Annotated in this window: 21 protein-coding genes, 1 pseudogene, 1 riboswitch and 1 other annotated feature; of the genes and pseudogenes, 18 read left to right on the forward strand and 4 right to left on the reverse strand. The window is 45.5% G+C overall.

Annotation, left to right across the window (positions count from 1 at the left end; all coding sequences use genetic code 11):
- Nucleotides 1–40: 40 nt before the first annotated feature.
- Nucleotides 41–334 (reverse strand): DUF3055 domain-containing protein, encoded by a 294-nt coding sequence (locus A8709_RS32315; RefSeq protein WP_065859067.1) that lies wholly within the window; start codon nt 332–334, stop codon nt 41–43.
- Nucleotides 335–536: 202 nt separating this feature from the next.
- On the opposite strand from A8709_RS32315, the gene A8709_RS32320 reads away from it, so the two are divergent.
- Together A8709_RS32320 and tyrS are read left to right on the forward strand one after the other, a co-directional pair.
- On the forward strand, nt 537–1,550 hold the full coding sequence (locus A8709_RS32320; protein WP_065859069.1) for an HRDC domain-containing protein: 1,014 nt from the start codon (nt 537–539) through the stop codon (nt 1,548–1,550).
- A 71-nt stretch (nt 1,551–1,621) separates the two neighbouring features.
- Nucleotides 1,622–1,878: a binding site (T-box leader), on the forward strand.
- A 66-nt stretch (nt 1,879–1,944) separates the two neighbouring features.
- Nucleotides 1,945–3,204: pseudogene (gene tyrS / locus A8709_RS32325) on the forward strand (tyrosine--tRNA ligase).
- Nucleotides 3,205–3,272: 68 nt separating this feature from the next.
- Here the strand turns inward: tyrS and corA are convergent.
- A complete protein-coding gene (gene corA / locus A8709_RS32330; protein ID WP_065859071.1) occupies nt 3,273–4,208 on the reverse strand; it encodes a magnesium/cobalt transporter CorA in 936 nt (311 codons plus the stop codon).
- Nucleotides 4,209–4,513: 305 nt separating this feature from the next.
- Nucleotides 4,514–4,741: a hypothetical protein gene (locus A8709_RS32335; RefSeq protein ID WP_065859073.1), complete on the reverse strand. Its 228-nt coding sequence runs from the start codon at nt 4,739–4,741 to the stop codon at nt 4,514–4,516.
- A 213-nt stretch (nt 4,742–4,954) separates the two neighbouring features.
- Nucleotides 4,955–5,084, forward strand: a riboswitch (SAM riboswitch).
- 111 nt (nt 5,085–5,195) lie between these two features.
- On the opposite strand from A8709_RS32335, the gene metA reads away from it, so the two are divergent.
- The 9 genes from metA (at nt 5,196) to A8709_RS32385 (ending at nt 17,040) form a co-directional block, all read left to right on the forward strand.
- A complete protein-coding gene (gene metA / locus A8709_RS32340) occupies nt 5,196–6,140 on the forward strand; it encodes a homoserine O-acetyltransferase MetA (RefSeq protein ID WP_065859074.1) in 945 nt (314 codons plus the stop codon).
- Nucleotides 6,141–6,190: 50 nt separating this feature from the next.
- Entirely contained in the window at nt 6,191–7,360 is a 1,170-nt protein-coding gene (locus tag A8709_RS32345) for an aminotransferase class I/II-fold pyridoxal phosphate-dependent enzyme (protein ID WP_065859372.1), read from the forward strand.
- Entirely contained in the window at nt 7,357–8,532 is a 1,176-nt protein-coding gene (locus tag A8709_RS32350) for an aminotransferase class V-fold PLP-dependent enzyme (RefSeq protein WP_065859076.1), read from the forward strand. The genes A8709_RS32345 and A8709_RS32350 overlap by 4 nt, the downstream gene beginning before the upstream one ends.
- Before the next feature lie 136 nt (nt 8,533–8,668).
- A complete protein-coding gene (mqnC, locus tag A8709_RS32355) occupies nt 8,669–9,805 on the forward strand; it encodes a cyclic dehypoxanthinyl futalosine synthase (protein ID WP_065859078.1) in 1,137 nt (378 codons plus the stop codon).
- 873 nt (nt 9,806–10,678) lie between these two features.
- A complete protein-coding gene (gene ytxC / locus A8709_RS32365) occupies nt 10,679–11,626 on the forward strand; it encodes a putative sporulation protein YtxC (protein WP_065859082.1) in 948 nt (315 codons plus the stop codon).
- Nucleotides 11,627–11,978: 352 nt separating this feature from the next.
- Nucleotides 11,979–13,913: a threonine--tRNA ligase gene (gene thrS / locus A8709_RS32370; RefSeq protein WP_065859084.1), complete on the forward strand. Its 1,935-nt coding sequence runs from the start codon at nt 11,979–11,981 to the stop codon at nt 13,911–13,913.
- A 176-nt stretch (nt 13,914–14,089) separates the two neighbouring features.
- Nucleotides 14,090–14,743, forward strand: a complete 654-nt coding sequence (locus A8709_RS35570) for a 3D domain-containing protein (RefSeq protein WP_065859088.1) — start codon at nt 14,090–14,092, stop codon at nt 14,741–14,743.
- Between the two features lie 320 nt (nt 14,744–15,063).
- The gene (locus tag A8709_RS32380; protein WP_084225701.1) at nt 15,064–16,584 is read left to right on the forward strand and encodes a methyl-accepting chemotaxis protein; all 1,521 of its coding nucleotides are present in this window, start codon (nt 15,064–15,066) and stop codon (nt 16,582–16,584) included.
- Nucleotides 16,585–16,662: 78 nt separating this feature from the next.
- Nucleotides 16,663–17,040: a hypothetical protein gene (locus A8709_RS32385; RefSeq protein ID WP_065859090.1), complete on the forward strand. Its 378-nt coding sequence runs from the start codon at nt 16,663–16,665 to the stop codon at nt 17,038–17,040.
- A gap of 63 nt (nt 17,041–17,103) precedes the next feature.
- Here A8709_RS32385 and A8709_RS32390 read toward each other — a convergent pair whose 3' ends face one another.
- Nucleotides 17,104–18,393 carry an ammonium transporter gene (locus A8709_RS32390; protein WP_065859092.1) on the reverse strand — a complete coding sequence of 430 codons (1,290 nt, stop codon included), beginning with the start codon at nt 18,391–18,393 and terminating at the stop codon, nt 17,104–17,106.
- Nucleotides 18,394–18,665: 272 nt separating this feature from the next.
- Here A8709_RS32390 and liaF point away from each other — a divergent pair, with 272 nt between their 5' ends.
- From liaF to A8709_RS32425, 7 genes are all read left to right on the forward strand, one after another.
- Nucleotides 18,666–19,838: a cell wall-active antibiotics response protein LiaF gene (gene liaF, locus A8709_RS32395; RefSeq protein ID WP_065859094.1), complete on the forward strand. Its 1,173-nt coding sequence runs from the start codon at nt 18,666–18,668 to the stop codon at nt 19,836–19,838.
- 9 nt (nt 19,839–19,847) lie between these two features.
- A complete protein-coding gene (locus tag A8709_RS32400; protein WP_065859096.1) occupies nt 19,848–20,888 on the forward strand; it encodes a HAMP domain-containing sensor histidine kinase in 1,041 nt (346 codons plus the stop codon).
- Nucleotides 20,885–21,535: a response regulator gene (locus A8709_RS32405; protein ID WP_065859098.1), complete on the forward strand. Its 651-nt coding sequence runs from the start codon at nt 20,885–20,887 to the stop codon at nt 21,533–21,535. The genes A8709_RS32400 and A8709_RS32405 overlap by 4 nt, the downstream gene beginning before the upstream one ends.
- Nucleotides 21,536–21,638: 103 nt before the next feature.
- On the forward strand, nt 21,639–22,052 hold the full coding sequence (locus A8709_RS32410) for a YugN family protein (protein ID WP_065859100.1): 414 nt from the start codon (nt 21,639–21,641) through the stop codon (nt 22,050–22,052).
- Between the two features lie 141 nt (nt 22,053–22,193).
- Nucleotides 22,194–23,798: a S1C family serine protease gene (locus A8709_RS32415; RefSeq protein ID WP_065859102.1), complete on the forward strand. Its 1,605-nt coding sequence runs from the start codon at nt 22,194–22,196 to the stop codon at nt 23,796–23,798.
- A 132-nt stretch (nt 23,799–23,930) separates the two neighbouring features.
- Nucleotides 23,931–24,620: a response regulator transcription factor gene (locus A8709_RS32420; RefSeq protein ID WP_065859104.1), complete on the forward strand. Its 690-nt coding sequence runs from the start codon at nt 23,931–23,933 to the stop codon at nt 24,618–24,620.
- Nucleotides 24,621–24,622: 2 nt separating this feature from the next.
- Nucleotides 24,623–26,092, forward strand: coding sequence for a sensor histidine kinase (locus A8709_RS32425; RefSeq protein WP_065859106.1), 1,470 nt, complete (start codon nt 24,623–24,625; stop codon nt 26,090–26,092).
- Nucleotides 26,093–26,094: the final 2 nt, after the last annotated feature.

A 26,094-nucleotide genomic window follows, 5' to 3' on the forward strand; every position in this document is an offset into this window, starting at 1 on the left:
TTTTCAGGTTTTGCTTTTTCCAGTTTCCCCCGTCACCGCATTAAATATCCGTGAAATGAATCGATCCGATAATTTGGGATAAGAACTCATTGAGTTCTGCGGCTTGTTCCTCATTAATTTTGAAAACATGCTCCAGATAGCCCTCTTCAGCCAAATCATCCGGACCAATTACAGCGCTGCGTCCCGATTGCAAATCGATGACCAGCTTTTTGCCATAGTAACGAGTTGTTGTCATAATAGCGAGGTCAAAACGGTGTAACGCATTGCCAACGAAACAGACAAAACGGGTCGTTGTTTCTTCTTGATGATCGTATAAGAAGTCATAATCAGACATAAGGACTCTCCATTCTCTTTCTAGTATGACCCCATTATAACCGATAAAGGGTTGGTGGCAAAACGGTTCTTGCGCCTATCTGACAAACATGGTATGATTTGGATATTAGAAAAAGGAAGCACCTTTTCTGCCTTACGGCGGAAGAGGTGCTTTTTCGTTTTTCTGAAACTAAATTCGTGAAACGTCTGGAGGAATTGAAGGGATGAACATTGTATTTCTGAACACGTTAGAGAAGAATTTAGGGGATCAACAACTGATCTCCGCGCAGGTCTCGATTGCGGAAGAACATGGGATTTGGTGTGTGCATTGGAGTGAACCAGATGCCGCTGGAAGGCTCGGGCAAGATATGTGGTACCAAGGCATTAGCTGGGATGAGATGCTGTATGCGTTCCGCCAAGGCTTGCGTGAGAAGATGAGATCAGGTTTCCGCCCCTTGGTTCAGACAGAAATGGAATTAACGCAAGGCTTAACGGGAAAAGCGAAGATGACCCAAATGTTAACGTACTACTGTGAGGAAAATCCGAATGAAGAGATGTACGAATCCCTTCGTACATGGCGCCGAGAACAGGCTGCTCGTGAGAAGAAGGCGCCTTACATCCTGGCGACGAACCGCGTGCTGCGGATGATTTCGGTCTTTTTACCGCAGAGCAAGGAAGAGCTGCAGCAAATTCCTGGCTTCGGCGAGCAGAAGACAGCGATGTACGCTGAGCAATTGCTTGGACTAATCGGCGAAAGATCACGTACGAATGGTTTTCCATTGGATTGGGTGGCGAACTACGTTGACATGATCAAATTCGAAGGATGGCTCTTTGCTCAGAAAGAGCAAAAGCTGCGCATCGAGCTTGATCGCGAAGTCAGCAAGCGTAAGCTGCTGGAAATCGTGGCAGGCGGCGGCAGTCTCGCTGATCTTCAAGCGAATTTGACGATGCCGCGCAGAGAATTGCTGCTATGGGTTGAAGACTTAGAGCGCGAAGGCTACGACATGGATCCGCTTGTGGAAGCGGAGCTAGCTTCGGTCCCTGAAGAAGAGCAGATTAAGGCATGGAACGCTTATGAGTCTGAAGGGGATCGCTACTTGAAGCCTGTCCTCAAGACGCTTACAGGACCCGAAGAGCTCAAAGGAAAAGAGCTGGATCGTGCCTATGAATGGCTGCGCCTGCTCCGGTTACGTTTTCGCAGGGAGAAGGAAAGATTCACGTCACAAGCCGCTAGTTAATGTCTGTTGACAAATGTGAGCTAGTTATGTTTAAATGGTCCATAATCTAATATTCGTGAACGCGATGACGAACATGGGCGATGCCCGAAGTAGGAGATAGGCCGCTGCTGCAGAGAGTCGGTGGATGGTGCAAACCGATGCATGCTTATATGCCGAATTACAGTTCTGAGTTGGTGAGGGGAAAGTGCGCTATATGGGCATTAGTAGCTTACACCCGGCAATTTATTGTCGTTAAATTTCTAAGTGAAAGAGAAGCTGCATGCCTATTGGCGCGCAATCCGCTCTCTTTAATTAGGGTGGTACCGCGAGACAATCTCTCGTCCCTTTGTGGACGTTGAGGTTGTCTTTTTTGCATTTCAGTACGCTATTTTGACCAATTGAACGGGGGGATTGTATGTTTACATGGGATCAGTTATCGGAAGAGCAGTAGCAACAAGTAGAGGATCAGCTTGCCATACTTAAGCGCGGTGCAGCAGAAATCGTACCCGAAGATGCGCTCAAACAGAAGATCATCAAGTCCGTCATAACCGGGATTCCCTTAAAAGTGAAACTCGGTTTAGATCCTTCCGCGCCAGATATTCATATCGGGCATACGGTCGTTTTGCAGAAGCTGCGCCAATTTCAAGATCTGGGCCATGAGGTACAGCTAATCATCGGTGATTTTACGGGTCGCATTGGTGATCCGACAGGCAAATCCGAGACGCGAAAACAGCTTTCTGAGGAAGATGTGAAGCATAACGCGCAAACGTACCAGACCCAGTTGTCCAAAGTGCTGGATCTCACGAGGACTACGTTTTACTACAACTCCACCTGGCTGGGTGAGCTTCGTTTCGATGATGTCCTGCGGCTGGCAGGTAAAGTAACTGTCGCGCGGATGCTGGAAAGAGATGATTTTGCTAAACGTTATGCGGCGAATCAGCCCATTCATGTGCATGAATTTTTCTATCCGTTGATGCAAGGCTACGACTCGGTTTCTTTACAAAGTGATATCGAACTAGGGGGAACGGATCAGACCTTTAATATCTTGATGGGCCGAACCCTACAAGGGGCGTACGAGGTGAAAGAAGGTCAGGTGGCGATCCTAATGCCGCTATTAGAAGGCCTTGATGGCGTTCAGAAGATGAGCAAAAGCTTGCGCAACTACATCGGTATCGATGAGCAGCCGAATGATATTTTTGGCAAAACAATGTCCATTCCCGATACGCTTATGCTCAAATATTTTGAGCTTACAACATCCCTATCCCATAAGGAATTGGAGGATCTTCGGGAAGGTCTCTCCACAGGTACCATTCATCCAAGAGATGCCAAAATGAGGCTGGCTAAAGCCTATGTGACCATGTACCACAGCGTGCAAGCTGCTGAAGGAGCGGAACAGCATTTCATTACGGTTTTTCAGAAGCGGGCGTTACCGGATGAAATGGAGGAAGTAAGCTTAATCAGCAGTGATTTGGACGCAGGGAGTATCACCCTTATCAAGCTGTTAGTCCATTTATCGCTCCAATCGTCAAATGGGGAAGCAAGACGTAGTATCGAGCAAGGGGCAGTTAAACTAAACGAGCAAAAAATTACAGATATTCATGCGCTAATCGCTCCGCAGGATGGCGACATTCTGCAGGTTGGGAAGCGTAAGTTTGTCAAAATTAAGCTAGCATAAGCAGACGCAAAAAAGGTGACTTCCCCGCAGCTTACTGCCAGAAGTCACCTATATCCTATCCGATGGGTTCATAACCATTCTTTCTTTCTGAAAAGTATATACATGGCAATACCAAGCGCGCCCATGAACGCAAGCACGAATTCATCGCCGTGAGCCACATGCAGGCCCAATATATTATCGAAATTCATCCCGAAGACGCCGGTAATGAAGGTTAAGGGCATGAAGATCGTTGTCAGTGCGGTAAACACGCGCATGATATCATTCGCACGGTTCGCGAGGCTGGACTGATAAGCTTCTCGTAAGTTCCCCATGAGATCGCGGAGCGTATCGAAGGTATCCACGATTTTGACGGCATTTTCATAAATGTCGCCGAAATACTTCTGGAGCTGATGATCGATCAGCCGCAATTCTTTTTTACCAAGCGTTCCGATCACATCGCGCTGAGGGACGAGTACCTTTTTCAACCACAAAATTTCAGATCGAAGTCCAATAATTTCATTCAAATGGGTCTTTTTCGTCGCCATCAGAATATCTTCTTCCAGCTTCTCAATCTTCGCTTCAATTCGGTCACCGACGGCCACATAGTTATCGACGACTAAATCGACCAAATGATAAAGGAAACGATCGGCACTATTGACTTCTTCCTCCCAGAGGAACGGTTTGAGTGCGCGGAGTTCATTAATTTTTTGTCGTGTAACGGTAATAATGACATGTTTGCTTAAGAATAGATTAAGTGCGCGTAAGAAAATTTCTTCATCATCAAAACGAATGCTATTAATCACAATAAAATAATGGGAATCATAAAATTCAATCTTCGGACGCTGTTCTTCCTCACTTAGACAGTCTTCTACGGCCAAATCATGCAGATGAAAAAGAGGCTGAAGTAATTCCAGATCCTCAATCCCCGCATCAATCCAATAGAAACCTTGACTAGGCGGTGTAAGCGCAGCGGTCACGTCATCAACAAGCGTAAAAATACCATTTTGAACCAACCGTGTTTTCATCTGCTCACCCCTTTGCATGGAATGAGCCGGTTATGTTCATCTAGAAGAGCATAGCTCGGGATGAAGAGACAACCGACTGCATTCCTACAGTTTGAAATTGTGTACTGCTGACCTTGCAGGTGCTACTCCTCGGGTCTCCGTCCAAGCGTATGCCCTCCTTTTTCGTCCGTGTCGAATACTTGTCTAGTATACCTGTTCATATATCCCGTTTCAAGCCAAAAAGTTTGATGAAATAAGGGAATTTGTCGTTTTGATATCGTATGGAAAAAAGGCTAGGCCTGTGCCAAAAAAATAACCGCCATAACTTACATGGCGGCACTTAGAATTTTATTTTTAATCTCCAAATACATTTGAATTAACTCGGGTGCGCCGCGCTCCATCAGATCCTCTTCGCTTGTTGCTCCATAAATCAGGTAAAGCTGTGAGACAGCCTTATCGGCTTGTTCTGGCGTTGGTTTGGTGGTTTCAATCAGGGAAAAGAAGCGATGCAAGGAAGCGAATGCCGAGAAATTATCCGTTGTTTGGGTGGACATGAAGATCCCTCATTTCTTGATAAGTTCTTTTACCTACATAGTTAACCTTCTTTTGATAAAATTAAACACTATTTATTGATACATATTGTATCATAAAGAAATGGAATTTACATCAATTCAAGAAATTTGCAATTCCTTTAAATTGGAACAAGCTGACCATCTTGACTTTAGTTCAATTTATAGTATGATAATGCTAATCGCATACGTTACGTTTTCTTATCAAGAGTAGGTGGAGGGACTAGCCCAATGACACCCGGCAACCGACAAACCTTTGTAATCCAAAGGGGAGCACGGTGCTAATTCTTGCGGAAACGCTGTTTACAGCGAATCTGGGAGATAAGAGAAGGACATTGACTTTGATTTTCTATGGCCTTTCTCTGATTCCAGAGAAGGTCATTTTTGCGTTCATATAGGCCTTTGATCAAACTCAAACTAAAGAAGAGGAGTGAACAGGATGCCGATCAAGATTCCTGACAACCTGCCTGCCAAAGAAATTTTAAACCAAGAGAACATCTTCACCATGGATGAATCCGTCGCGTATCACCAGGATATACGTCCACTTCGCATTGCCCTGCTTAATTTAATGCCGACAAAGGAAACGACGGAGACGCAGTTGCTGCGCTTGATCGGGAACACGCCACTGCAAGTGGAGTTCGTGCTTCTTCACCCCAAGACACATACGTCCAAGAATACTTCACTCGAGCATTTAGATATGTTCTATAAAACCTTTGATGATATCAAAGACGATAAGCTAGATGGTATGATTATTACCGGTGCGCCCGTGGAACAAATGGATTTTGAGGATGTGAACTACTGGGAAGAGCTGACGCAGATTTTGGAATGGAGCAAGCGTAACGTGACGTCCACCTTGCATATCTGTTGGGCTGCTCAAGCCGGTTTATATCATCATTTCGGTGTTCGGAAATATGCGCTTGAGAAGAAAATGTTCGGTGTTTTCCCTCACACGGTAAGTGTCCCGAACACGAAGCTGCTGCGCGGCTTTGATGAAGTGTTCAATGTGCCGCAATCTCGCCACACCGATATTAGTCGAGAAGATATTGAACGATGTCCAGATTTGGAAATTTTAGCAGAATCCGATGACTCTGGCGTATATATCGTTGCAACGCGAGATGGGAAGCATATTTTCGTAACCGGACATTCCGAATATGATGCGTGCTCCTTGAAGTGGGAATATGATCGCGATGTGAGCAAAGGGCTGCCAATCGACATTCCGAACAATTATTATCCGAATAACGATCCAAGTAGAATGCCTTATAATACGTGGAGAGCGCATGCGAACTTGCTGTTCTCGAACTGGCTGAACTATTATGTATATCAAGAAACGCCGTTTGAACTAACCGTTAATATTAATGAAAGCTTGGCAAGTTCGCAATTGTAATTGAACTAGAAATCGCATCCATACCCATACCTTGAGGAGGAATTCCCTTGTTGAAAATCGAAAGTCGTCTCGCTCAAATTGGCTCCATTGAAGAACCTGTGACAGGTGCTGTAAGCTTTCCCGTTTATCAAGCAACTGCATTTCGCCACCCTAAGCTAGGGCAAAGCACGGGCTTTGACTATGCGCGTACCAAAAGTCCAACCCGTAAAGTGCTTGAAGATGCGATCGCGGGGCTCGAATCCGGTGATGCTGGCTTTGCTTGTTCCTCAGGAATGGCAGCCTTGCAAACGATTTTCGCTTATTTCAGCCAAGGTGATCATTTGATCGTTTCCTTGGATTTATATGGCGGTACGTATCGCCTATTAGAAAGAATTATGTCCCGTTTCGGTGTAACCGCTACGTACGTTGATACGAACGATTTGGATGCCCTAGAAGGTGCGTACCAAGCGAATACAAAAGGTCTCGTTATCGAAACACCAACGAACCCGCTCATGATGATTACGGATCTCGAGCTTGTCTGTACGTGGGCCCGTAAAAAGGGCATCGTATCCATCGTTGATAACACGTTGCTTACGCCATACCTGCAACGCCCAATTGAGCTTGGTGCGGATATTGTTATTCACAGTGCGACGAAATATTTGGGCGGTCATAATGACGTGCTTGCCGGTTTGATCGTAACGAAGGGCAAAGAGCTTTCGGAGCAAATGGCGATCCTTCATAACTCCATTGGCGCTGTGCTCGGGCCGCAAGACAGCTGGCTGCTTATGAGAGGGATGAAAACTCTAGCGCTTCGCATGGAGCGTCATGAACAGAATGCTACAGCGATTGCGAACTTCTTATTAGAGCACCCGCTGATCTCCAATGTGTACTATCCGGCGCTTGAGTCACACCCTGGTCATGCGATTCAAAACAAGCAATCCAGCGGTAACACAGGGATCTTCTCCTTCAAAGTAAATGATGCTCGTTTAGTTGAGCCAATTCTTCGTCACATTAAGCTGATTGCTTTCGCGGAAAGCTTAGGCGGTGTGGAATCCTTGATGACGTACCCAGCCGTACAAACCCATGCGGATATTCCGCTTGAAATTAGACAGCAAATTGGTGTCGATGACCGTCTGCTACGTTTCTCCGTAGGAATTGAGCATGTCGATGATATCATTGGGGATCTGTCCAATGCCCTGCAAGCGGCACAAGCCGAGTTGGAAGGAGCTTCACAATCATGAGCCATTCTTCAGATAAAGAACAACGCAAGCCCCATGGCAAATTTGCAACCAAACTGATCCATTTTGGCGGTGAAATTGACCAAGCAACAGGAGCTTCCAGTGTTCCGTTATACCAAGCTTCGACCTTTCATCAAGCCGATGTGGATGCTAATCAAGAGTATGATTATACACGATCAGGTAATCCAACGCGTCAAGCATTGGAAGATTATATAGCTTTATTAGAAGGCGGTACGCGTGGATTCGCATTCGCTTCGGGGATGGCCGCGATTTCATCAGCGTTAATGCTTTTGTCACAGGGCGATCATGTGATCTGTACGGAAGATGTATACGGTGGTACGTATCGCTTACTGACGACGATTATGAATCGCATGGGCGTGGAATCCACGTTTGTCGACATGACGGACATCGCTCAGGTGAGAGCGGCGCTTCGTTCCAACACGAGAGCTGTGTTCATCGAAACGCCTTCGAACCCTACGCTCCGCATCACAGACATTGGTGAGGTTGCTAAATTTGCCAAAGAGCATGATTTACTTACGATGCTGGATAATACCTTCATGACACCGTATCATCAGCGTCCAATCGAGCTAGGGATCGATATTGTGCTGCATAGCGCAACGAAATTCCTTGGCGGGCACAGTGATGTTCTAGCTGGGCTAGCTGTTGTAGCGAATGACAGTCTGGGCCGTCGGATGAAGCAAATTCAGAATGGCATGGGGAACGTGCTCGGTATCCAAGATTCATGGCTGCTCATTCGCGGTATGAAAACCTTGCAAGCTCGTATGGAAATGTCCGAGAAAGGTGCTCGCAGATTAGCGCAATGGCTGACCGAGCAGCCTGATATTGATGTGGTCTACTACCCAGGTCTTCCTAACCACCCAGGCCGTGAAATTCACGAGAAGCAGTCGCTAGGCTACGGAGCTGTCGTCTCATTTGACGTTGGATCTGGCGAGAAAGCGAAGAAATTGCTGAGTAAAGTGAAGATTCCACTTGTAGCCGTAAGCTTAGGTGCAGTCGAAAGTATTTTATCGTATCCAGCGATGATGTCGCATGCTGCGATGCCGAAGGAAGTTCGATTGCTGCGTGGGATTACAGACGGTCTTGTGAGATACTCGGTAGGACTCGAAGATATCGAGGATATTATTGAAGATTTGGAACAAGCCTTGCGAGGTTAACCGCCTCTGTATTCAGAAATTATTCATATTTAGCTAGGAATAACGACTGGAAAAAGCAGCCCTGTGCTGCTTTTTTGGCATGAATATGGTACGATAATTGGATACGAGCCTTCAGAAAGTAAAGGAGTGATCTACTGTGAAACCGATCGATCGCATTTTAAATAAAGCACAAGCAGGCGGACGAATTGATGTAGAAGAATGTATTACGCTATTCGAATCCGATCAAATAGAGAAAATTGGCGACACCGCCAATCAGATTATGAAGAAATGGCACCCGGATCCGATCACGACTTTCGTGATTGGGCGGAACATTAACTATACGAACATTTGTGATGTGTATTGCCGATTCTGTGCGTTCTACCGCCCTCCAGGTTCGAAGGAAGGTTATGTTCTGCCGGATGAGACGATTTTCCAGAAGATTCAAGAGACGTTGGATGTGGATGGCACAGAAATTTTGATGCAAGGCGGTACGAATCCGAATCTGCCTTTCAGTTATTATACGAATATTTTGCGCGAGATTAAGAAGCGCTTTGATATCACGATGCATTCCTTCTCACCCGCTGAAATTATGAAAATGAAAGATGTTTCTGACGGCTTGTCACTGGAGGAAGTCGTTCGCCAATTGCACGAAGCAGGGCTTGATTCCTTGCCTGGCGGCGGTGCTGAGATCCTTGATGACCGCACGCGTCGTAAGATCTCGAAGCTCAAAGGTTCGTGGCGCGATTGGATGGACGTGATGCAAACCGCTCACAAGATCGGCATGCACACAACAGGAACAATGGTTATCGGCTTCGGCGAATCCATGGAAGAGCGCGCGCTTCATATGCTGCGCATCCGTGATGCGCAGGACGATGTGCTTCTGCAGAAGCTGAACACACCGGGCTTCTTAGCTTTCATCCCGTGGACGTTCCAACCGGACAACACGAACATGAAGGCGGAGAAAGTGACGCCTGAAGAATATTTGAAAACATTGGCCATCAGCCGCATTATGCTGGACAATGTGCCGAACTTCCAATCCTCATGGGTCACGATGGGACCTGAGGTTGGTAAACAGACGCTAAGCTACGGCTGTAACGACTTCGGCAGCACGATGATCGAGGAGAACGTCGTATCCGCCGCGGGCACTACGCATAAGGTCAACGTGTCCTCGACGCTGGACATCATCCGTCAAGCGGGTAAAATCCCAGCGCAGCGGAATACGAAGTATCAGATTCTGCGCGTGTTTGACGACGAGAATGTGAAGATTGATCGTGATTTTGTGATGCAGAACTAAGATGATGTATGATAAAGACGCTTATCAATTTTAAAAATTGATAGGCGTCTTTTTGCGTTACAATGGCTTGGCTGTCGTCAAGAGGTAAGTCTCGATAAGCTCATCTATACAAATAAAGTGACCATCGCTTAAATGCGTTAGTCACACTTTTTACAGATACCCTTGTCTATGTTCATCAAAAATCTTCCGATAAAATATACTTATAGTTGCGACACACATCGTTGTTAATGCATTGTGTAAGTTTAGTATTGTGATCTATGCGTCTTAGAACAGCTTTAAGACTATGGAGAACTTCGGTGGCTTCTAGCAAATAATGTTCATCGCCAAACATTTCAAAAAGGGTTAAGCAGTCATTGTATTCATCCAGCCATTCATTGTAGTTAAAAGAGATCATTGCCATCACTCCTTTGACTAAATGATACAATAACTATATTAAAATAGTATGAAAATTCCCACTTAAATCATAGAGTTAATATTCATACTTATCTTAAAGAAGCAGCCGCGGCTGCTTCTTTTTTCCAATACGCATAATTTTAATCTAATCTTCAGGTAACCATCGGTCAATAAGCGTACAATGAGGGAACACCACAAATTTGGGATCGAAGATCGGAGTGATTTTTGTGAAACTGTTTAAAAGTTTTGTGCAAGGATTCCTGTATGCTTTTGTCTCTATTGGTGTCCTCCCTTTCTTGCTCGTGAAGGCTCTAATGGAGCTGTAACACGCCTATTTACTTTCATGAGGAGCGGCCTAGTGCTGCTCCTTTTTTGCATGCCCAAATCCCTTCCGCAAATGGCAAATTGTTCGTTGTATATCTCCCACCTATCGACCATATACTCTTAAAAGGAGGATGCATAGATGGAAGGAGTGAGCACATGGAACTGTTTGCAATTGCCCTGATCAATGTCGAGGAATCCTATGTACGTTCGCTAAGCGCGAAGGTCAATCAAGCGCTGCAGCATTTACATATCGTCCAAAATGGCTTAACGGCTACTTACACTTGGTGTGAAACACGTGCTTTTATTTATGTGGAAGTGGAGGCGGGGAGTGTTCTTCATGACCCGTTTGTTCATGAGGATCAGGTGAGAGCATGCCTGGCAGAGACCTTGGCTAGCCACATTGTTGCGGACAAGGAATCGGAGATCCTGCGCAATCTGATCACAAAGGATTTTAAATACGAGAAAGAATCTGATCTAATCGCCATTGAAGGGTACTGCAAGCAATCCTTGATCCAGGAGAGTGACGTGGATGGTCTGCCGCTAATGAGCAGTAGTCCAAGTCGTATCCGTCGGATTCAGATACTGAAGGAGCTTTTGAGTGGTTTACTGGAGGAGAAGCCTCATCTTAGCTTAGATGGCTTTATTAAATTCCGCCTTCAGGAATACAAGGAAGAACTGCGTGAAATCGCGGAGTACGCGATTGACGAATTTATGATGGATCGGCAGTATCAGGAATTCATTTCACTCTTGCAATACTTCGTCTATATTCAGGAAGCTAAGATTCCCGCGGCACATCTCATTCACAAAGGTGGACATGAGTTTGTCATTTTGAATGACCGGATGGAGCCTATAGACGCGAATGAATTTGACGCAAGTTTTCGAATGGAAATGCTGGAGAAGGATATCAATTTTGAGGATATGATTGTAAGCACGCTCATTACGGTCTCTCCGGCCAACATTGTTATTCATACGCGTGACCCTGAGCTTACGATCATCAAAACGATTCGGCAGATCTTTGAAGATCGTACAACGGTTTGCGGTTATTGCCGCACGTGTGACCTCTATCTCGGCGACACGAAGAAGCAGGATCAACTATCCCCTTGACCTTGCCCCGCTCGCCATTTATAATAGTGAACGAAGGCGTTAGTATCAAAGACAAGAACTTTCTGTATGAACTGCTCAGAGAGAGGAGACCAGGCTGCAATCTCCTTCAGCGAATCGGATTGTTTACCCCTTTGTAGCCGTATTGTGGAATTCGGCCTGATTTGCAGGTCCGATACTATACAGTACCGGAATCATTCCCGTTAACGAATGCTGATGAGGATTCGACTTATCCCTTGGATAGGAGCGAATCGAACTAGGGTGGAACCACGAGCTGAGCGCACTCGTCCCTTTATGGGATGTAGTGTGCTTTTTTGCGTTCATTTTTATTAACACAAATTAGGAGGCAACGAAGATGGTTGTACAAGTGAAATTACCAGATGGCGCAGTAAGAGAATATGCAGTAGGTACGACAATTGAGCAAGTGGCGGAATCCATTTCGTCCGGACTGAAGAAAAATGCCGTTGGCGGTAAAGTTAACGGTAAATCCGTTGATTTATCTTTTGCTTTAGACAACGATGCAGATGTCGAAATCCTGACTTTAGATAGCGAAGCGGGCTTGGAAATGTACCGTCACAGCACAGCGCATTTGATGGCACAAGCGATCAAACGCATTTATGGCAACAAAGCAGTTAAACTAGGAATCGGTCCAGTCATTGAGGACGGCTTCTATTATGATATCGATTTGGAAACACCCTTGAACCCAGAAGATTTGATCAAAATCGAAAAGGAAATGGAACGCATCTCGAACGAAAACTTAGCGATTACGCGCCGTGTTGTTTCCCGTGAGGAAGCGATTCGCATTTTCACAGAATTGGAAGATCCGTTCAAGTTGGAATTGATCCGTGATTTACCGGAAGACGCTGTATTGACGATCTACGACCAAGGCGAGTTCTTTGACTTGTGCCGCGGACCGCATTTGCCATCCACTGGCCGTATCAAAGCGTTCAAATTGTTGAGCGTAGCTGGTGCTTACTGGCGCGGCGATGCCAAGAACAAAATGCTTCAACGTATTTACGGCACAGCTTTCCCTAAGAAAGCGCAGTTGGATGAGCATTTGCACCTTTTGGAAGAAGCGAAAAAGCGTGATCACCGTAAATTGGGCCGCGAGTTGAAAATGTTTGGTTTCTCCCGCGAAGTGGGACAAGGCTTACCGCTTTGGCTGCCAAATGGTGCGAAGCTGAGACGTACAATGGAGCGTTACATTGTGGATTTGGAAGAACGTCTAGGCTACCAGCACGTGTACACACCGGTTCTAGCGAATGTTGAGTTGTATAAGACTTCTGGACACTGGGAGCACTACCAAGAAGACATGTTCCCCAAAATGGTCATGGACAATGAAGAGCTTGTTCTGCGTCCTATGAACTGCCCTCATCACATGATGGTTTATAAGAGTGAGATGCGCAGCTACCGTGATCTTCCGGTCCGTATTGCTGAGCTTGGCACGATGCACCGTTATGAAATGTCTGGAGCTTTGACTGGCTTGCACCGCGTGCGTGCGATGACTTTGAATGACGCGCATATTTTCTGCCGTTTGGATCAAATCAAAGAAGAATTCTCCCGTGTTGTGAACTTGATCCGTCAAGTATACGCAGATTTCGGCATTACAGACTATCGTTTCCGTCTTTCCTACCGTGATCCGAAGGATACTGAGAAGTACTTCAACGATGATCAAATGTGGGAAACTTCCCAACGCATGCTGCGTGAGGTTGTAGAAGAGCTAGGCTTGCCGTTCTACGAAGCTGAAGGTGAAGCAGCGTTCTACGGCCCTAAGCTGGATGTTCAAATCAAAACTGCTCTCAAAAAAGAAGAAACACTTTCCACAGCGCAAATCGATTTCTTGCTGCCTGAGCGTTTCCAATTGGAGTACACAGGGGAAGATGGTCAGAAGCACCGTCCAGTCGTTATTCACAGAGGAATTATCTCCACAATGGAGCGTATGACGGCTTTCTTGCTTGAGAATTTCGCGGGTGCCCTGCCAACTTGGTTAATGCCGACACAAGCGAAAGTAATTCCAGTATCTCCTGCGTTTGAGGAATTCTCCAACCAAGTGACAGAGCAACTAAGAGAAGCTGGTATTCGCGTAGAAGCGGATAATCGCAATGAGAAGCTCGGTTACAAAATCCGTGAAGCCCAGCTGGAGAAAATTCCTTTCATGCTCGTCGTTGGCGAGAACGAAGTGAAGAACGAAAGCTTGTCCATCCGTAAACGCGGTCAAGGTGATCTAGGTACACAACCGATTGCTGAAGTTATTAACCTGATTCAAGAAGAAATTAAAAACAAACTGTAATCCCCATTTGTTCCTATAAGAAGCAGAGAAGTGACTTCACTTCTCTGCTTTTTTGCGTTCTCCCAAAGGTGCATAAGATAGCTAAAGGAGGGCACCTTATGCAGTGAGTCTGTATGTGGAGGTTTATTGATGCAAGGGAATGGACAACCTGCTTTAGTAGGGGGAGGTTTTAAGGAATGAGAACAACCAATGCACAGGTGCAGTCTAAATGGATACTCGCATGGATGATGCTAACGGTTTTGATCGTTTTTTTCGGAGAAGAGGCTAGCAATCAAGGTAACCATAGGGCGGCAAATTCCGCTACCCATATACGAGATCAGCAACAAGGATATCCTTCAGGACCCGCGATTTCAGTTGCTATGCCTGTTGCGCAAGAGCGTCAACAACAAGTGAGTTACCGCTTTGTTCCGAAAATAGATTCAGATCTATCGAAGTACAAGGCCGTTGAAGTGACTGCAACTGGTTATTTCGCTGGTAAGGAATCCACGGGTAAAAGTCCGAATCATCCAACCTATGGGATTACGTATTCGGGTATTAAGGTGAAGCGGGATGATAAAGCCCTATCAACGATCGCGGCAGACACGAAGGTGTTTCCTTTAGGAACGGTTTTGTTCATACCGGGCTATGGGTATGGTGTTGTTGCCGACACAGGCAGTGCGATTAAAGGCAAGAAGATTGATCTGTATTTTGACACGAAGGATCAGGTTTACAAAGAGTGGGGTAAGAAGACCGTCAAGGTGTTTATTGTAAAACAAGGGAATGGAAAAGTGACTGAGGTCATTTGGAATCAGTTAAAGGATGAGATTCTAGCCCCTGCTAAAGCTTTGTGAGTGGTCAATTTTTTGAAAAAAGAAACTCATAAAAAATCCTGTTTGGGAAACCATAAGCATACAGGAGGTGATTGAAGATGGCAAAGAACAAGAGCAACAAGAAAGCAGCGCAAGACGTAGAATTTGCTACAGAAACAGCGGTACCTAGCAAGCAGCAACAATCTAACACACAAAATCAAAATAAATAAAAAATAGGTTACACGAAAAACGGAGATCCGAGAGGGTCTCCGTTTTTTATTGCTGTTCAAGCTCTCCTAAATTCGATATAATGTAACAAAAACTAACATTTTGGTTCCTTTTGGGAGGAGTTCCAGTTGCTGATGTCGACGGATTCAAAGCAAAAAGCTTGGTTTTATGGTTTTATACTTCTTGGCGTTGCAGTGAATGTATCCGCTTTATTTGTCGATTCAACCTATCTCACGGCTGCTAGTTTAGCCATATTGCTGCTGATGGGAAGTATCGCCCTGATTCGATCTGGGGCGTCATCGCGGGCACAACAGGGAAGTGTTGCTCACGAAGAACAATTTCGTACCTTCATCCAGGAGTCGCAAGTTGTTGCAGATCGTTTAGCGGCGGCGGTAGAAGAAGTGAATCGCTCTATCAGTCATTTGCTTCAAATCGCAGATGCATCGATCCAAGGGGAAGAAGAATTAAAGGGAAGAAGCGAGCACGCCGCTGGACAGCTGCAAGAAGCTTTTGCGGCGATTCAGCAAGTGGCTGCAGCTGCAGACCAGATTTTGGATTCGTCATTACATATGCATAGGGAAAGCGAGCAGACCAAAGACACCGTCGTTGATGTATGCCGCTCACTGAATGCAACGGACGAGGTCATGAACGATTTGCATGTGAACAATGATACGATGCAGAAGAAGATTCAGGATCTAACCGAACATACGTCCAAGATTGAAGAAATCAATATGTTTATTACTGAAGTCGTGAATCAAACTTCACTGCTGGCTTTAAATGCTTCGATAGAAGCGGCGAGAGCCGGTGAGAACGGCAGAGGTTTCTCGGTAGTGGCACAGGAAATTAAGAAGCTGGCCGCACAAAGTCATGAAGCTGTTCAGAAGTCTTCGGAGCTGCTGGCAGATATCGAGAGCGGCGTTTCGCAGGTCGTTGCTGCAGTAGCTGAGGAGAAAGCCTCCGTCATCCATGGGATTGATGAAATGAAGGTGATGAAAGGAAAGATCGATACGATTTTCTCGTTGATCCTTCATGTGAATAGCCTTGTTGCAAGCACAACAAGTTCGACGCAACAACAGTCCTCTCTTGTTACGGGAACCAGATCTTCACTTGGTGAGGTCGTTGATTTGATGAATGAAACGATGTCGAGTGTTGAACATACGCTCGATCAGATGAAAAAGCAACGTCAAGAAGTCTCAAGGCTTCAGCACATCAATCAAAATTTAGATCGTTCTTCCTCAGAGCTTATCAAAGCCATTCAAGCGGTCGGTTTGAAGAGTAAGCAAGGAACGGTTCGTGTGAATATTGAAGAAATGAAACAATTGCTGAATGCCCTTGTTCGGGTCCCGGATATCAAATCATTGGTGGAAGATAAACATGCTTCCCATTTGCAAGGTATTCTGAAGAAAACCGTGGGTATTGAAGCGATTTGGTCAAACCGTGGAGATGGCACCTTTATCTTCTCGCAGCCAGAGGCAGGATTGGTGAACGCCAAAGGGAGAGAGTGGTGGAAGCGCGCGATGGCAGGTGAGCTCTTCGTTTCGGAAGAGTACGTGTCAGCTATTACGAAAAAACCATGCATTACGCTGTCCAAATCGATCATAGATGACATGGGGAACCCAATTGGCGTCGTAGGAATCGATTTAGTGTTAAATTAATTGTTCTCAAACCCGTCTTTTTAGTGTAAAATAAGATTACTGTTATAATTCTTGACACGGAAAGATAGGTGAAGGATCATGCTACAAGCTTTACGTTCGGATGGAAAGCCATTAAGAGCACCTAGGAAAGCTGCAGAGGTACTTCCCTTCTTGGAAGCTTATATTGCACGCAAAGAACAACAGGCTCGCGAGATTGAGCAGGTTGTTGAGCGATACGAGGTCAAGAGAATGAAGGAAGAACGGGCTTATCAAACAATGTCATCGTTTCGTCGCATGCTCTCTGGGAAGAAGCCAGATCATCATCTTGCTGTTGAGTATATTCATTATGTGAAGAAACCTATGGAGCAAGTGAGAAAGCTTCGTGCTGAAATTGAGGTTGCTAGACAGATCATGAAAGATTCTAAGCCGGGAGACGACATCACGGTTCCGGACGAACTCGAAGATATATTTTCTTAATTAAAGAAGAGGACACTGCGGTTGCAGCGTCCTCTTCTTTTTCTAATATAAGAATTTCACGGATTATTGATTGTTCTTCAAATGCTGCAAATCTAGGAATCCTTCTTCTTGGCTGTAAGCAGGAACCCCGTGTGAACCAACATCCAGCCCAACGAGTTCCTCATCGCGACTTACACGAAGAGGGACGATCATTTTAATTAACTTCAGGAAAACCCACGTCATAAGGAATCCCCAAACACAGACGGTGACTAGCCCTAATGCCTGTACACCTAAGAGATGTAAGCCGCCGCCATAGAATAAGCCGGCTGTTCCTTCACGAATCGTGTCAGGTTTCGCGCATAACCCGACAGCAAGTGTCCCTATGCTTCCGCTGATACCATGAACAGGGAAGGCGCCTACGGGATCATCAATCTGTTTGGATTCTAGAATTTCCGTTGCGTAGACCATGGCGATGCCACATATGGCGCCTATACAGATAGCTGCAACATCACTAACGAAAGCACAGCCTGCGGTAATGCCAACGAGTCCTGCGAGTGCGCCATTGATAACCATGGGTGGATCTGCTTTGCGATAGCGCATCATGGTGAACAAGATACAAGTCGCACAACCTGCGGCTGCAGATAACATGGTTGTTACTGCAATATGGCCAATCGAAGTATTGGTAGCGCTTAATGTACTCCCAGAGTTAAAGCCAAACCAACCGAACCAAAGAATGAAGGCGCCAACAGAAGCGAGTGGCAAATTAGACGGAGGAACGATGTTGGCAGATCCATCTGGAGAAAATTTGCCGATGCGTGGGCCGATAAGCAGCGCGGCAGCGAGAGCTGAGAAACCGCCGAGTCCATGAATGACGGCTGAACCCGCGAAATCGACCATGCCGAGTTTGCCGAGCCAGCCATGAACGCCCCATACCCAATGACCGGCAATCGGATAGATTAATCCAGTCATGGCTATCGTATAAAGAATATATGCGCGAAAGTTGATGCGTTCTGCAACGGCACCCGATACAATTGAAATAACAGCAATAACGAAGGCGCATTGGAATAACCAATAGGTTTCATGCGAGATGGTTAAGGCGATGTGGGATAAATCGCCTCCCATGAAAAAACCTGTTGTGCCTATGAATCCTCCGGCATCTTTGCCATACATAAGGGCAAATCCAACAAAGTAAAAGATGAGGGCACCAAAGGAGATATCTACAAATACTTTCATTATGATACTAACGGCATTTTTTTGCCTAACAAAACCTGCTTCAAGTAAGGCGAATCCGCCTTCCATTAATAAAATCATTGCAGCAGTCAAAACAACCCAGATGGTATCCAGGCCAGAAGTAAGCTGTTGGATTTGATCCATTCCTGTATTCTCCCCTTACAATACTTGCGTTCTCAGCACCAATTATACGGTTCTCATGATAAGCATGTCAACGGAATACGTAAGAATATATAACATGAGATGAGGTTTGTTCGTCTTATCTTACAGTCATGTGAGGTATTATTAGAGTTGGTCTTCACATATCGGTCTTAAGGCTGAGGACTTGTTCAATCCAACGTCTCTTTTCAATCGAACCTTGATCTTATAAACTAGAGATATCTTAACAACGCTTCACACAAATGGAGGAAGAACGTATGAATCCGCATATGTTTCAAAGAATGATCTGGGGGCTTGTTCTCGTAGCCGCGGGCGCGCTCTTTTTACTAAATCAATTAGGTATCATTCATGTCGATGTTGCCTATATGTTTTCCACGTATTGGCCTGCCATACTTATTTTTTACGGACTGGTTGGATTCGTGACGCAGCGTAGGAACCATTGGGGTGGATCCATAGGCAGTCTGGTCATGTGTGGCGTTGGGACGATTTTTCTGCTCAAAAATTTAAACCTGACAGAGCTGTCGCTTGGTGAAATGTTTAAATTTCTAGCGCCCATCGCGCTTATATTCTTTGGTTTAAATGTGATTTTTAGACCGAGTAAGAAAGAGTCGCCAGATTGGCCTTCTATTAAGAAAGCAAGAGATGAAATGAGAAAAGCCAGAGTAGATATCCGGATGGCACGTCGCGAAGAAAGACGTGAACTCCATCGAGAAAGACACGCACATCACGGGAAACAATGGGATTCAAGTAGTTGGCATTCATCCAAAGCGTCATCAACTATACCTAAGAAGGAAGAGGACCTTACCTCCACGAGTCATGTGAAATATGGCCTAACCGATGAGGAAAAGGAAGTGTTGAAAGATATTCATGGGAAATATCCGGAAGATGATTTGAAGAATTGGAAGTCTTCTGACGAACTCAACTCGGAGGAAATGGGGAATCACGAGCCTCAAGCGCGCCCGATCCGTCCTAACTTATCGAAGAAGCCAAACTTTGATCATCACTATGATCATAAATATGATGGCTTTGTGCGTAACTTTGACTCGGGCGATGTTCTTCACCGCCATGGCTTTATCGGAGATGTTCATCTTGGCCAAGAGGCTTGGGAGTTAAAGCCGATTCAGATTTCTCATTTTATCGGAGATTCCGTTATTGATTTAACACGTGCATCGATTCCGCGTGGCGAGACAGCGATTCATGTTACAGCATTTATCGGCGATGTGAAAATCTTTATACCGAACGACATGGATGTGGAAGTTCGTGTCATGGCCAGCTCATTTATTGGTGATATGAAAGTGCTTGATCGTCGCGAAAGTGGATTTCTACGCAGTGTGAGAACACAAACTTCTCATTATGAGGAAGCTGAACGCAAAATTATTGTCACGACCAGCATGTTTATTGGCGATATTACTATTAAAAAGATAGGTTAAGGATGGAGCATGTACAAATTGCGAATGTTCAATATGAAGTGGCAGCTGCTGAATTACTTTCTGATTTCAGGCATACTGACAGTTTCAGGTATTTATATCGCCCTTGAATATTATCAGCAGGACCTTACTTCGTGGGAATTCCGGATGTGGTTCGTCATCGCCATTCTAGTGGTTTGCTTGACAGTTGGTTACATTGCGACTAGAAGATGGCAGCGTAAAGTTGATGAATTGCATGTTGCGATGCTGGAATTGTCCAAAGGGAATTTCTCCGTTCGCATTGAAATGGAGCCTGTCGAGCCCTTCTTATACTTATATGATGCATTTAATAGTATGGCATCTGCGATCGAAGAACGTGTTCAACTGTTACAAAAGCTCGGCGAAGCCGAAGCGATTCGGGATCAGGAACTAACGGAGAATGCCGTGATGGAGGAAAGACGCAGACTGGCAAGGGACCTTCATGATACGGTAAGTCAGGAGCTGTTCGCTATCCATATGTCGGCTTCTTCGCTTCCTAAAGTTTTGGAGCGGAACCAAACGGCTGCGCCGGCCTTGATGAATCAACTAATCGAAATGTCGCATCATGCGCAGAAACAGATGCGAGGGCTCATCTCACAGCTAAGACCGATCGAATTGAAAGATATGAGCTTACAAGAAGCCCTGGAGAAATGGTTCCCGGAATATTGCCGGACCCATGAACTCCAGGGTCAACTTGATGTTTCACTGCCTGAAACCATTTCTGAAGCGATCGAGCATCAATTTTTCCTGATTATCCAGGAGGGGTTGGCGAATGTCATCAAGCATGCGTCTGCCAAGCAAGTAAGGTTAGCCATTTATGAAAGAGAGCACCAATATGTGCTGCAATTGCAAGATGATGGTCAAGGCTTTGAACGAAGAGATATTCCTTCTGCTTCCCATGGCTTGTCCACGATGAGAGAACGCGCACAGAAGCTAGGTGGCGAAGTGGAAATCGATAGTAAATTAGGGTCTGGAACTCGCGTGCGTGTACGCATCCCGCGATTTACAGCACATTCAGGGGGAAGACAAGAATGAGTACGACTATCAAAGTTATGATTGTTGATGATCACGATATGGTTCGCGTCGGTTTACGAACCTACATCTCACTGGAGCCTGATCTGGAGGTTGTGGGAGAGGCATCGAATGGTCGAGATGCTTTTGATCAGCTGCAGGATGGACGTATTCCGAACCTGCCTGACGTTATTCTAATGGATTTAACCATGCCAGTTCTTGACGGGATTGGTGCAACGAAGTTGATTTGTGACAAGTTCCCACAAGTGAAAGTGGTTATGTTAACTTCCTTCTTGGAGGAAGCCAAGGTGCTTGAGGCCGTTGAGTCGGGTGCCATTAGCTATATGCTCAAGACGGTATCGTCGGATCAATTGATACACGCGATCCAAAGTGCTTACCGCGGCATGCCGGTTATGAATGCAGAAGTGTCGCAAGCACTCACTAGAGGGATAAGACAGCGAAGCGAATTGCCTGAACAAGAAGGGTTGACCGCACGTGAACGTGAAGTGCTCCTGTTGATTGCCGAGGGGAAAAGCAATAAGGATATTTCTGAAGATCTCTTTATTAGTATCAAAACCGTCAAAACACACGTCAGTAATTTACTGATGAAGTGTGAACTTGATGATCGCACGCAGTTAGCCATTTACGCTCATCGCAAAGGATGGGTTTAACAGAAGAAACAAATTGAGGGGACTTTTCGCACATAAAAACGCTATTTTGGCACATTCTATGCGTAAGTAAACTAATATGAGCGCTTAAGGAGTGTCCGACCCCATGAAACCACTATCTTCCTCACTAGAGCATGTTCAAGAAACATTTGACAATGTGCGTGCCCAACTTTCACAATTTGATTTTAATTTGGGCGGTGGCTGGGAATACGACCACGGCTACTTTGACCGTTTTCTAGATGAAGAGCATAAAGTATGGCTGCGAATACCCGTTCAAGTCGTTACGGGAAGAATTGATGGCGATTCGGAATCGACGGATGCGCTAGTTGAGGTTGGTAAACCATTTGTACTCAAACACGTATATAATGAAGGGCTTGACTCGGAAGCAGACTTAGAGACCGCTGGTGCTTTGATAGATCAATTCCAAGCGCCACTTGATTCCGATGCCGGTATTGAGGATAAATGGGTGAAAGAAGCCGAAAATCTTTTGCAAAAAGTGGAAAGTGCTTGGGTTCATTAAATAATGTCCTATTTTTACCTCCATTTTATTGTTTTTTAATATTCGTTTAAGGTTGTGGGTGCATGATAGACACATAGAGAACAACATGATCCTACAAAAAAATACATGCACTTATAACTTTAATCAATGGAGGTAAGACCTATGGACGATAACAAAAAAGATTATAGCGACTTTTTCAAGCCGCAGAATAACGATAATAATGAAACTAACAATGATAACCACAATGAATCACGTGTGAATGATGATCAAGAACCCAATAAGGAAAGACCTTCCTACTACTATTCCTATGGTCCTTACAAATCCGCATTTAATGAAGAAAGTGAAGGGCAAGCCCTTACAACGTCTTCCTCAAGTTCAGAAGGAACGTCGAATGTTGAAGTAACGCCTCCTAAGACTTTGCGTCCATTTAGTTTTGGACCTGAGAATGCGCCTCAAGGACCGGCAGCTTGGGATCCGAATGCGAAGAAACGTTCCTCAGTCAAAAGCATTTTCGCAGCTTTCATGGCTGGAGCTGTCGTTGTAGGCGCGTTAATGTTTACCGCGGACAAAACGAACATGTTCTCAGGCAACCAACCGCTGGCTTCAGGTTCAAGCTCGGCTTCAACGGTGGCTAGCGGCTCCAACAGCAACGGCGGCGAAGTGAAGAATGCTGCATTAGACGTTGTTCGTCCTGGTAATATTGCGGCGATTGCACAAAATGCGGGACCTGCGATTGTAAAGGTTGAATCCCTGGTGAAACCTAAGCAATCCAGCCGCAGCAACGGTGGGAATTCACTTTTCGATGATCCGTTCTTCCGCCAGTTCTTTGGCGACAATGGCGGTGGCGGTCAAACAACACCGAAGAGTGGTTCAGGCAATTCCGGCAGCACGGAGCTACAACCGGCCGGTATGGGAACTGGATTTATTTTTGAAAAATCAGGCTATATCTTAACGAATGAACACGTTGTAGATGGTGCTGATGAAGTGCAAGTAACGGTTGAGGGTTATGACAAGCCGTTCGTGGCGAAACTGCAAGGCAGCTCCTATGATTTAGACTTGGCTGTGCTCAAGATCGAAGGAACCAAAGATTTCCCGATCCTTCCACTTGGTAAAGCTGACGATGTTAACGTTGGTGACTGGGTTGTTGCTATTGGTAACCCGTATGGTTTCGACCACACCGTAACCGTAGGTGTACTTAGTGCGAAAGAGCGTCCAATTAGTATCCCTGATGAGAAGGGGACGCGTGAATATAAACATTTATTGCAAACGGATGCTTCCATTAACCCTGGTAACTCCGGTGGTCCGTTGCTTAACTTGAATGGCGAAGTTATCGGTATTAACACAGCGGTAAGCTCGCAAGCACAAGGAATTGGTTTCGCGATTCCGACAAGCACCATTTCCTCCGTTCTTGATAACTTGAAAAACAATGTAACGATCCCGAAAGAACCGGTTCCTTACATTGGGGTAGGTCTGCAAGATATCGGTCAAGATTGGGTTAGCGAATTGAAATTGTCTAACACAGATGGCGCATTAGTTGGCAGTGTTCAACGTAAGAGCCCAGCTTTCCAAGCAGGTCTGCGTCAATATGATGTCATCGTAGATATCAATGGGACGAAGATTAAAAACTCGCAAGAGCTGATCACCAAGGTTCAAGGTACCAAAGTAGGCGATAAAGTGACACTCGGTATTATTCGAGATGGTAAACGTACGGAAGTACCTGTGACCATTGGCGATAAAAATACAGTTGTTGACACACCGGCTCAGTAAGCTGTAAGCAGAACGAACCTGAGAGTTTTTCATACAAAGGAAGTGGAGTCTGCGGCTGCAAGCTTGCAGGCTCCGCTTCTTTTTGCTAAGCGCTATTTTTGATACAATAGGAAGTAGAATGGGGGCCAACCAATGAGAGAGAACATTATGGTAATCGATGATGATGAGAAAATCACGTCCATGCTTAGGCGGGGACTTGCTTTTGAAGGATATTTAGTGAATACAGCGTCTAATGGTTTAGAGGGTCTCAAGCAAATGCTAGTGACAGAGCCTCAGCTTATTATCTTAGATGTCATGATGCCGCAGCTGGATGGCTGGGAAGTTGTTCGACGTATTCGCGAAAGCGGCAGCGAGGTGCCGATCCTCATGCTGACGGCGAAGGATGATATTAGTGATCGCGTGAAGGGACTCGATTTGGGTGCTGACGATTATTTGGTCAAGCCCTTTGCTTTAGAAGAGCTGCTGGCACGCGTACGTGTGCTTCTTCGCAGGCGGACAGAACGTCCCGAACAGATGAACAATCGCTTGAGCTTTGAGGACGCTACCTTGGACTTGGACACACGTGAGGTGTTTCGCGAGGAGAAATTAATTGAATTGACGACGAAAGAGTTCGATTTATTGCATTTGTTTATGCAGAATCCGAAGCGAGTGCTTTCAAGAGATGTCATTATGGAGAAAATCTGGGGCTACGATTACAGCGGGGAGTCCAATGTGTTAGAGGTTTACATCGCACTATTGCGTCAGAAAACGGAGGAATTTGGTCATAAACGATTGATTCAAACGGTCCGGGGAGCAGGCTATGTTATGAGAGGGGAAAATTAAAGATGTCCCTCCGCCTGCGGCTGACGCTTTGGTATTCAGGCATATTGGCTCTCACCATGCTGTTATTTGGGATTGTGCTCTATTTCCTTCTGAACTTCTTCCTTTATGATCAAATTCGTCAGGACGTGAAGAAAGAAGCAGTTATTAGCGCTGGCCGTATTCAGACAAGTTATGTGCTTTCGAAGAAAGGCCTCACGCTTGATTTAGAGCTGGAGGGTAGAGATTTCATCTCCACGAATACCTTCTTACAATTATATAATGTCTTACTTAAAAGCTATAATCGGTCTGAGAATTTGCAAAATTACAATCAAACATTGCCCTTGAGTCAAGCAGTTATCGATAAATTACAAACGGAAGCTGGTTTCTTTGAGAAAACCAAGTTTCTCAATCAAGATATTCTCATCTACTATCTTGGTATTCGGGATGATAAGTCTAATCTCATCGGTGTCATGCAATCGGCCGTACCGATTGGCAGCTATGAGAGAACCGCCGTAATTCTGCGCTATACGCTCATCATCTGGGCTATTCTCACGATTATCGTTGCGGCTTCACTCGGTTGGTTCTTAGCACGGAAGGCATTAAAACCAATCGAACGTGTCATTTATGCGGCTGATCAAATCGGCAGTGGAGATGATCTGGAGAAGCGCATATACTATGATGGGCCGTTAGATGAGATTGGCAGACTCACCAACACAATTAATGGTATGCTGTCGCGTATTCAGATCACGTATGTGGAATTAGATGAAGCTTACCGCGCGCAGCGTCGATTCGTATCGGATGCTTCTCATGAGCTCAGGACGCCGCTAACAACGATTCGCGGCAACGTGGATCTGTTAGAGAAGATGTGGAAGCAAACATCAGGCACACAAACGTTGGCTACCCCCGATCAGGTACAGATGTCCCTAGAAGCCATGCATGATATTGCAGGTGAAGCACAGCGCATGAGCCGATTGGTGAATGATTTGCTTGCATTAGCGAGAGCGGATGCAGGTGTGATCATGGAGAAAAGCATGGTGGAATTCAAACCCCTTGTTCAAGAGGTGGCAAGAAGGGCACAGCTGCTGGAACATACCGCCGAGTGGCAGGTAGGAGAGTTAGATGCGCTCGAAGATGCGATGGTGCTAGGTAATCGTGATTATCTGCAACAGTTGCTGTTCATTTTTATTGAAAATGCATTTAAGTATACCCCTGCAGGCACGGTTAGGCTGGAAGCCATACGAACGGAGAGTTTTATCGGTATCCGAATCTCGGATACGGGGATAGGAATGGATAAAGAGGATATTCCTCATATCTTTGATCGATTTTATCGGGCGGATTTATCGAGAGGGGTTACAACGGGCACGGGGCTTGGCCTTTCGATTGCCAAATGGATCATCGATGAGCATGATGGATCTGTTGAAGTGACGACGCGTAAAGACGAGGGCAGTACATTTCTGATCTGGCTGCCAGCAAACTTCCCTCATGCCATATAATC

The organism is Paenibacillus pectinilyticus (assembly GCF_001700435.1).
Taxonomy (GTDB): domain Bacteria; phylum Bacillota; class Bacilli; order Paenibacillales; family NBRC-103111; genus Paenibacillus_E; species Paenibacillus_E pectinilyticus.

Excerpts from the sequence above, each read along its gene's own strand:
- A8709_RS35570 (WP_065859088.1), top strand. The coding sequence starts at position 14,090 with ATGAGAACAACCAATGCACAGGTGCAGTCTAAATGGATACTCGCATGG.
- corA (WP_065859071.1), bottom strand. The coding sequence starts at position 4,208 with ATGAAAACACGGTTGGTTCAAAATGGTATTTTTACGCTTGTTGATGAC.
- A8709_RS32410 (WP_065859100.1), top strand. The coding sequence starts at position 21,639 with ATGAAACCACTATCTTCCTCACTAGAGCATGTTCAAGAAACATTTGAC.
- A8709_RS32400 (WP_065859096.1), top strand. The coding sequence starts at position 19,848 with ATGTACAAATTGCGAATGTTCAATATGAAGTGGCAGCTGCTGAATTAC.
- A8709_RS32425 (WP_065859106.1), top strand. The coding sequence starts at position 24,623 with ATGTCCCTCCGCCTGCGGCTGACGCTTTGGTATTCAGGCATATTGGCT.
- A8709_RS32420 (WP_065859104.1), top strand. The coding sequence starts at position 23,931 with ATGAGAGAGAACATTATGGTAATCGATGATGATGAGAAAATCACGTCC.
- A8709_RS32320 (WP_065859069.1), top strand. The coding sequence starts at position 537 with ATGAACATTGTATTTCTGAACACGTTAGAGAAGAATTTAGGGGATCAA.
- A8709_RS32380 (WP_084225701.1), top strand. The coding sequence starts at position 15,064 with ATGTCGACGGATTCAAAGCAAAAAGCTTGGTTTTATGGTTTTATACTT.
- A8709_RS32315 (WP_065859067.1), bottom strand. The coding sequence starts at position 334 with ATGTCTGATTATGACTTCTTATACGATCATCAAGAAGAAACAACGACC.
- A8709_RS32350 (WP_065859076.1), top strand. The coding sequence starts at position 7,357 with ATGAGCCATTCTTCAGATAAAGAACAACGCAAGCCCCATGGCAAATTT.
- A8709_RS32385 (WP_065859090.1), top strand. The coding sequence starts at position 16,663 with ATGCTACAAGCTTTACGTTCGGATGGAAAGCCATTAAGAGCACCTAGG.
- ytxC (WP_065859082.1), top strand. The coding sequence starts at position 10,679 with ATGGAACTGTTTGCAATTGCCCTGATCAATGTCGAGGAATCCTATGTA.
- A8709_RS32405 (WP_065859098.1), top strand. The coding sequence starts at position 20,885 with ATGAGTACGACTATCAAAGTTATGATTGTTGATGATCACGATATGGTT.
- A8709_RS32415 (WP_065859102.1), top strand. The coding sequence starts at position 22,194 with ATGGACGATAACAAAAAAGATTATAGCGACTTTTTCAAGCCGCAGAAT.
- thrS (WP_065859084.1), top strand. The coding sequence starts at position 11,979 with ATGGTTGTACAAGTGAAATTACCAGATGGCGCAGTAAGAGAATATGCA.
- A8709_RS32335 (WP_065859073.1), bottom strand. The coding sequence starts at position 4,741 with ATGTCCACCCAAACAACGGATAATTTCTCGGCATTCGCTTCCTTGCAT.
- metA (WP_065859074.1), top strand. The coding sequence starts at position 5,196 with ATGCCGATCAAGATTCCTGACAACCTGCCTGCCAAAGAAATTTTAAAC.
- A8709_RS32390 (WP_065859092.1), bottom strand. The coding sequence starts at position 18,393 with ATGGATCAAATCCAACAGCTTACTTCTGGCCTGGATACCATCTGGGTT.
- liaF (WP_065859094.1), top strand. The coding sequence starts at position 18,666 with ATGAATCCGCATATGTTTCAAAGAATGATCTGGGGGCTTGTTCTCGTA.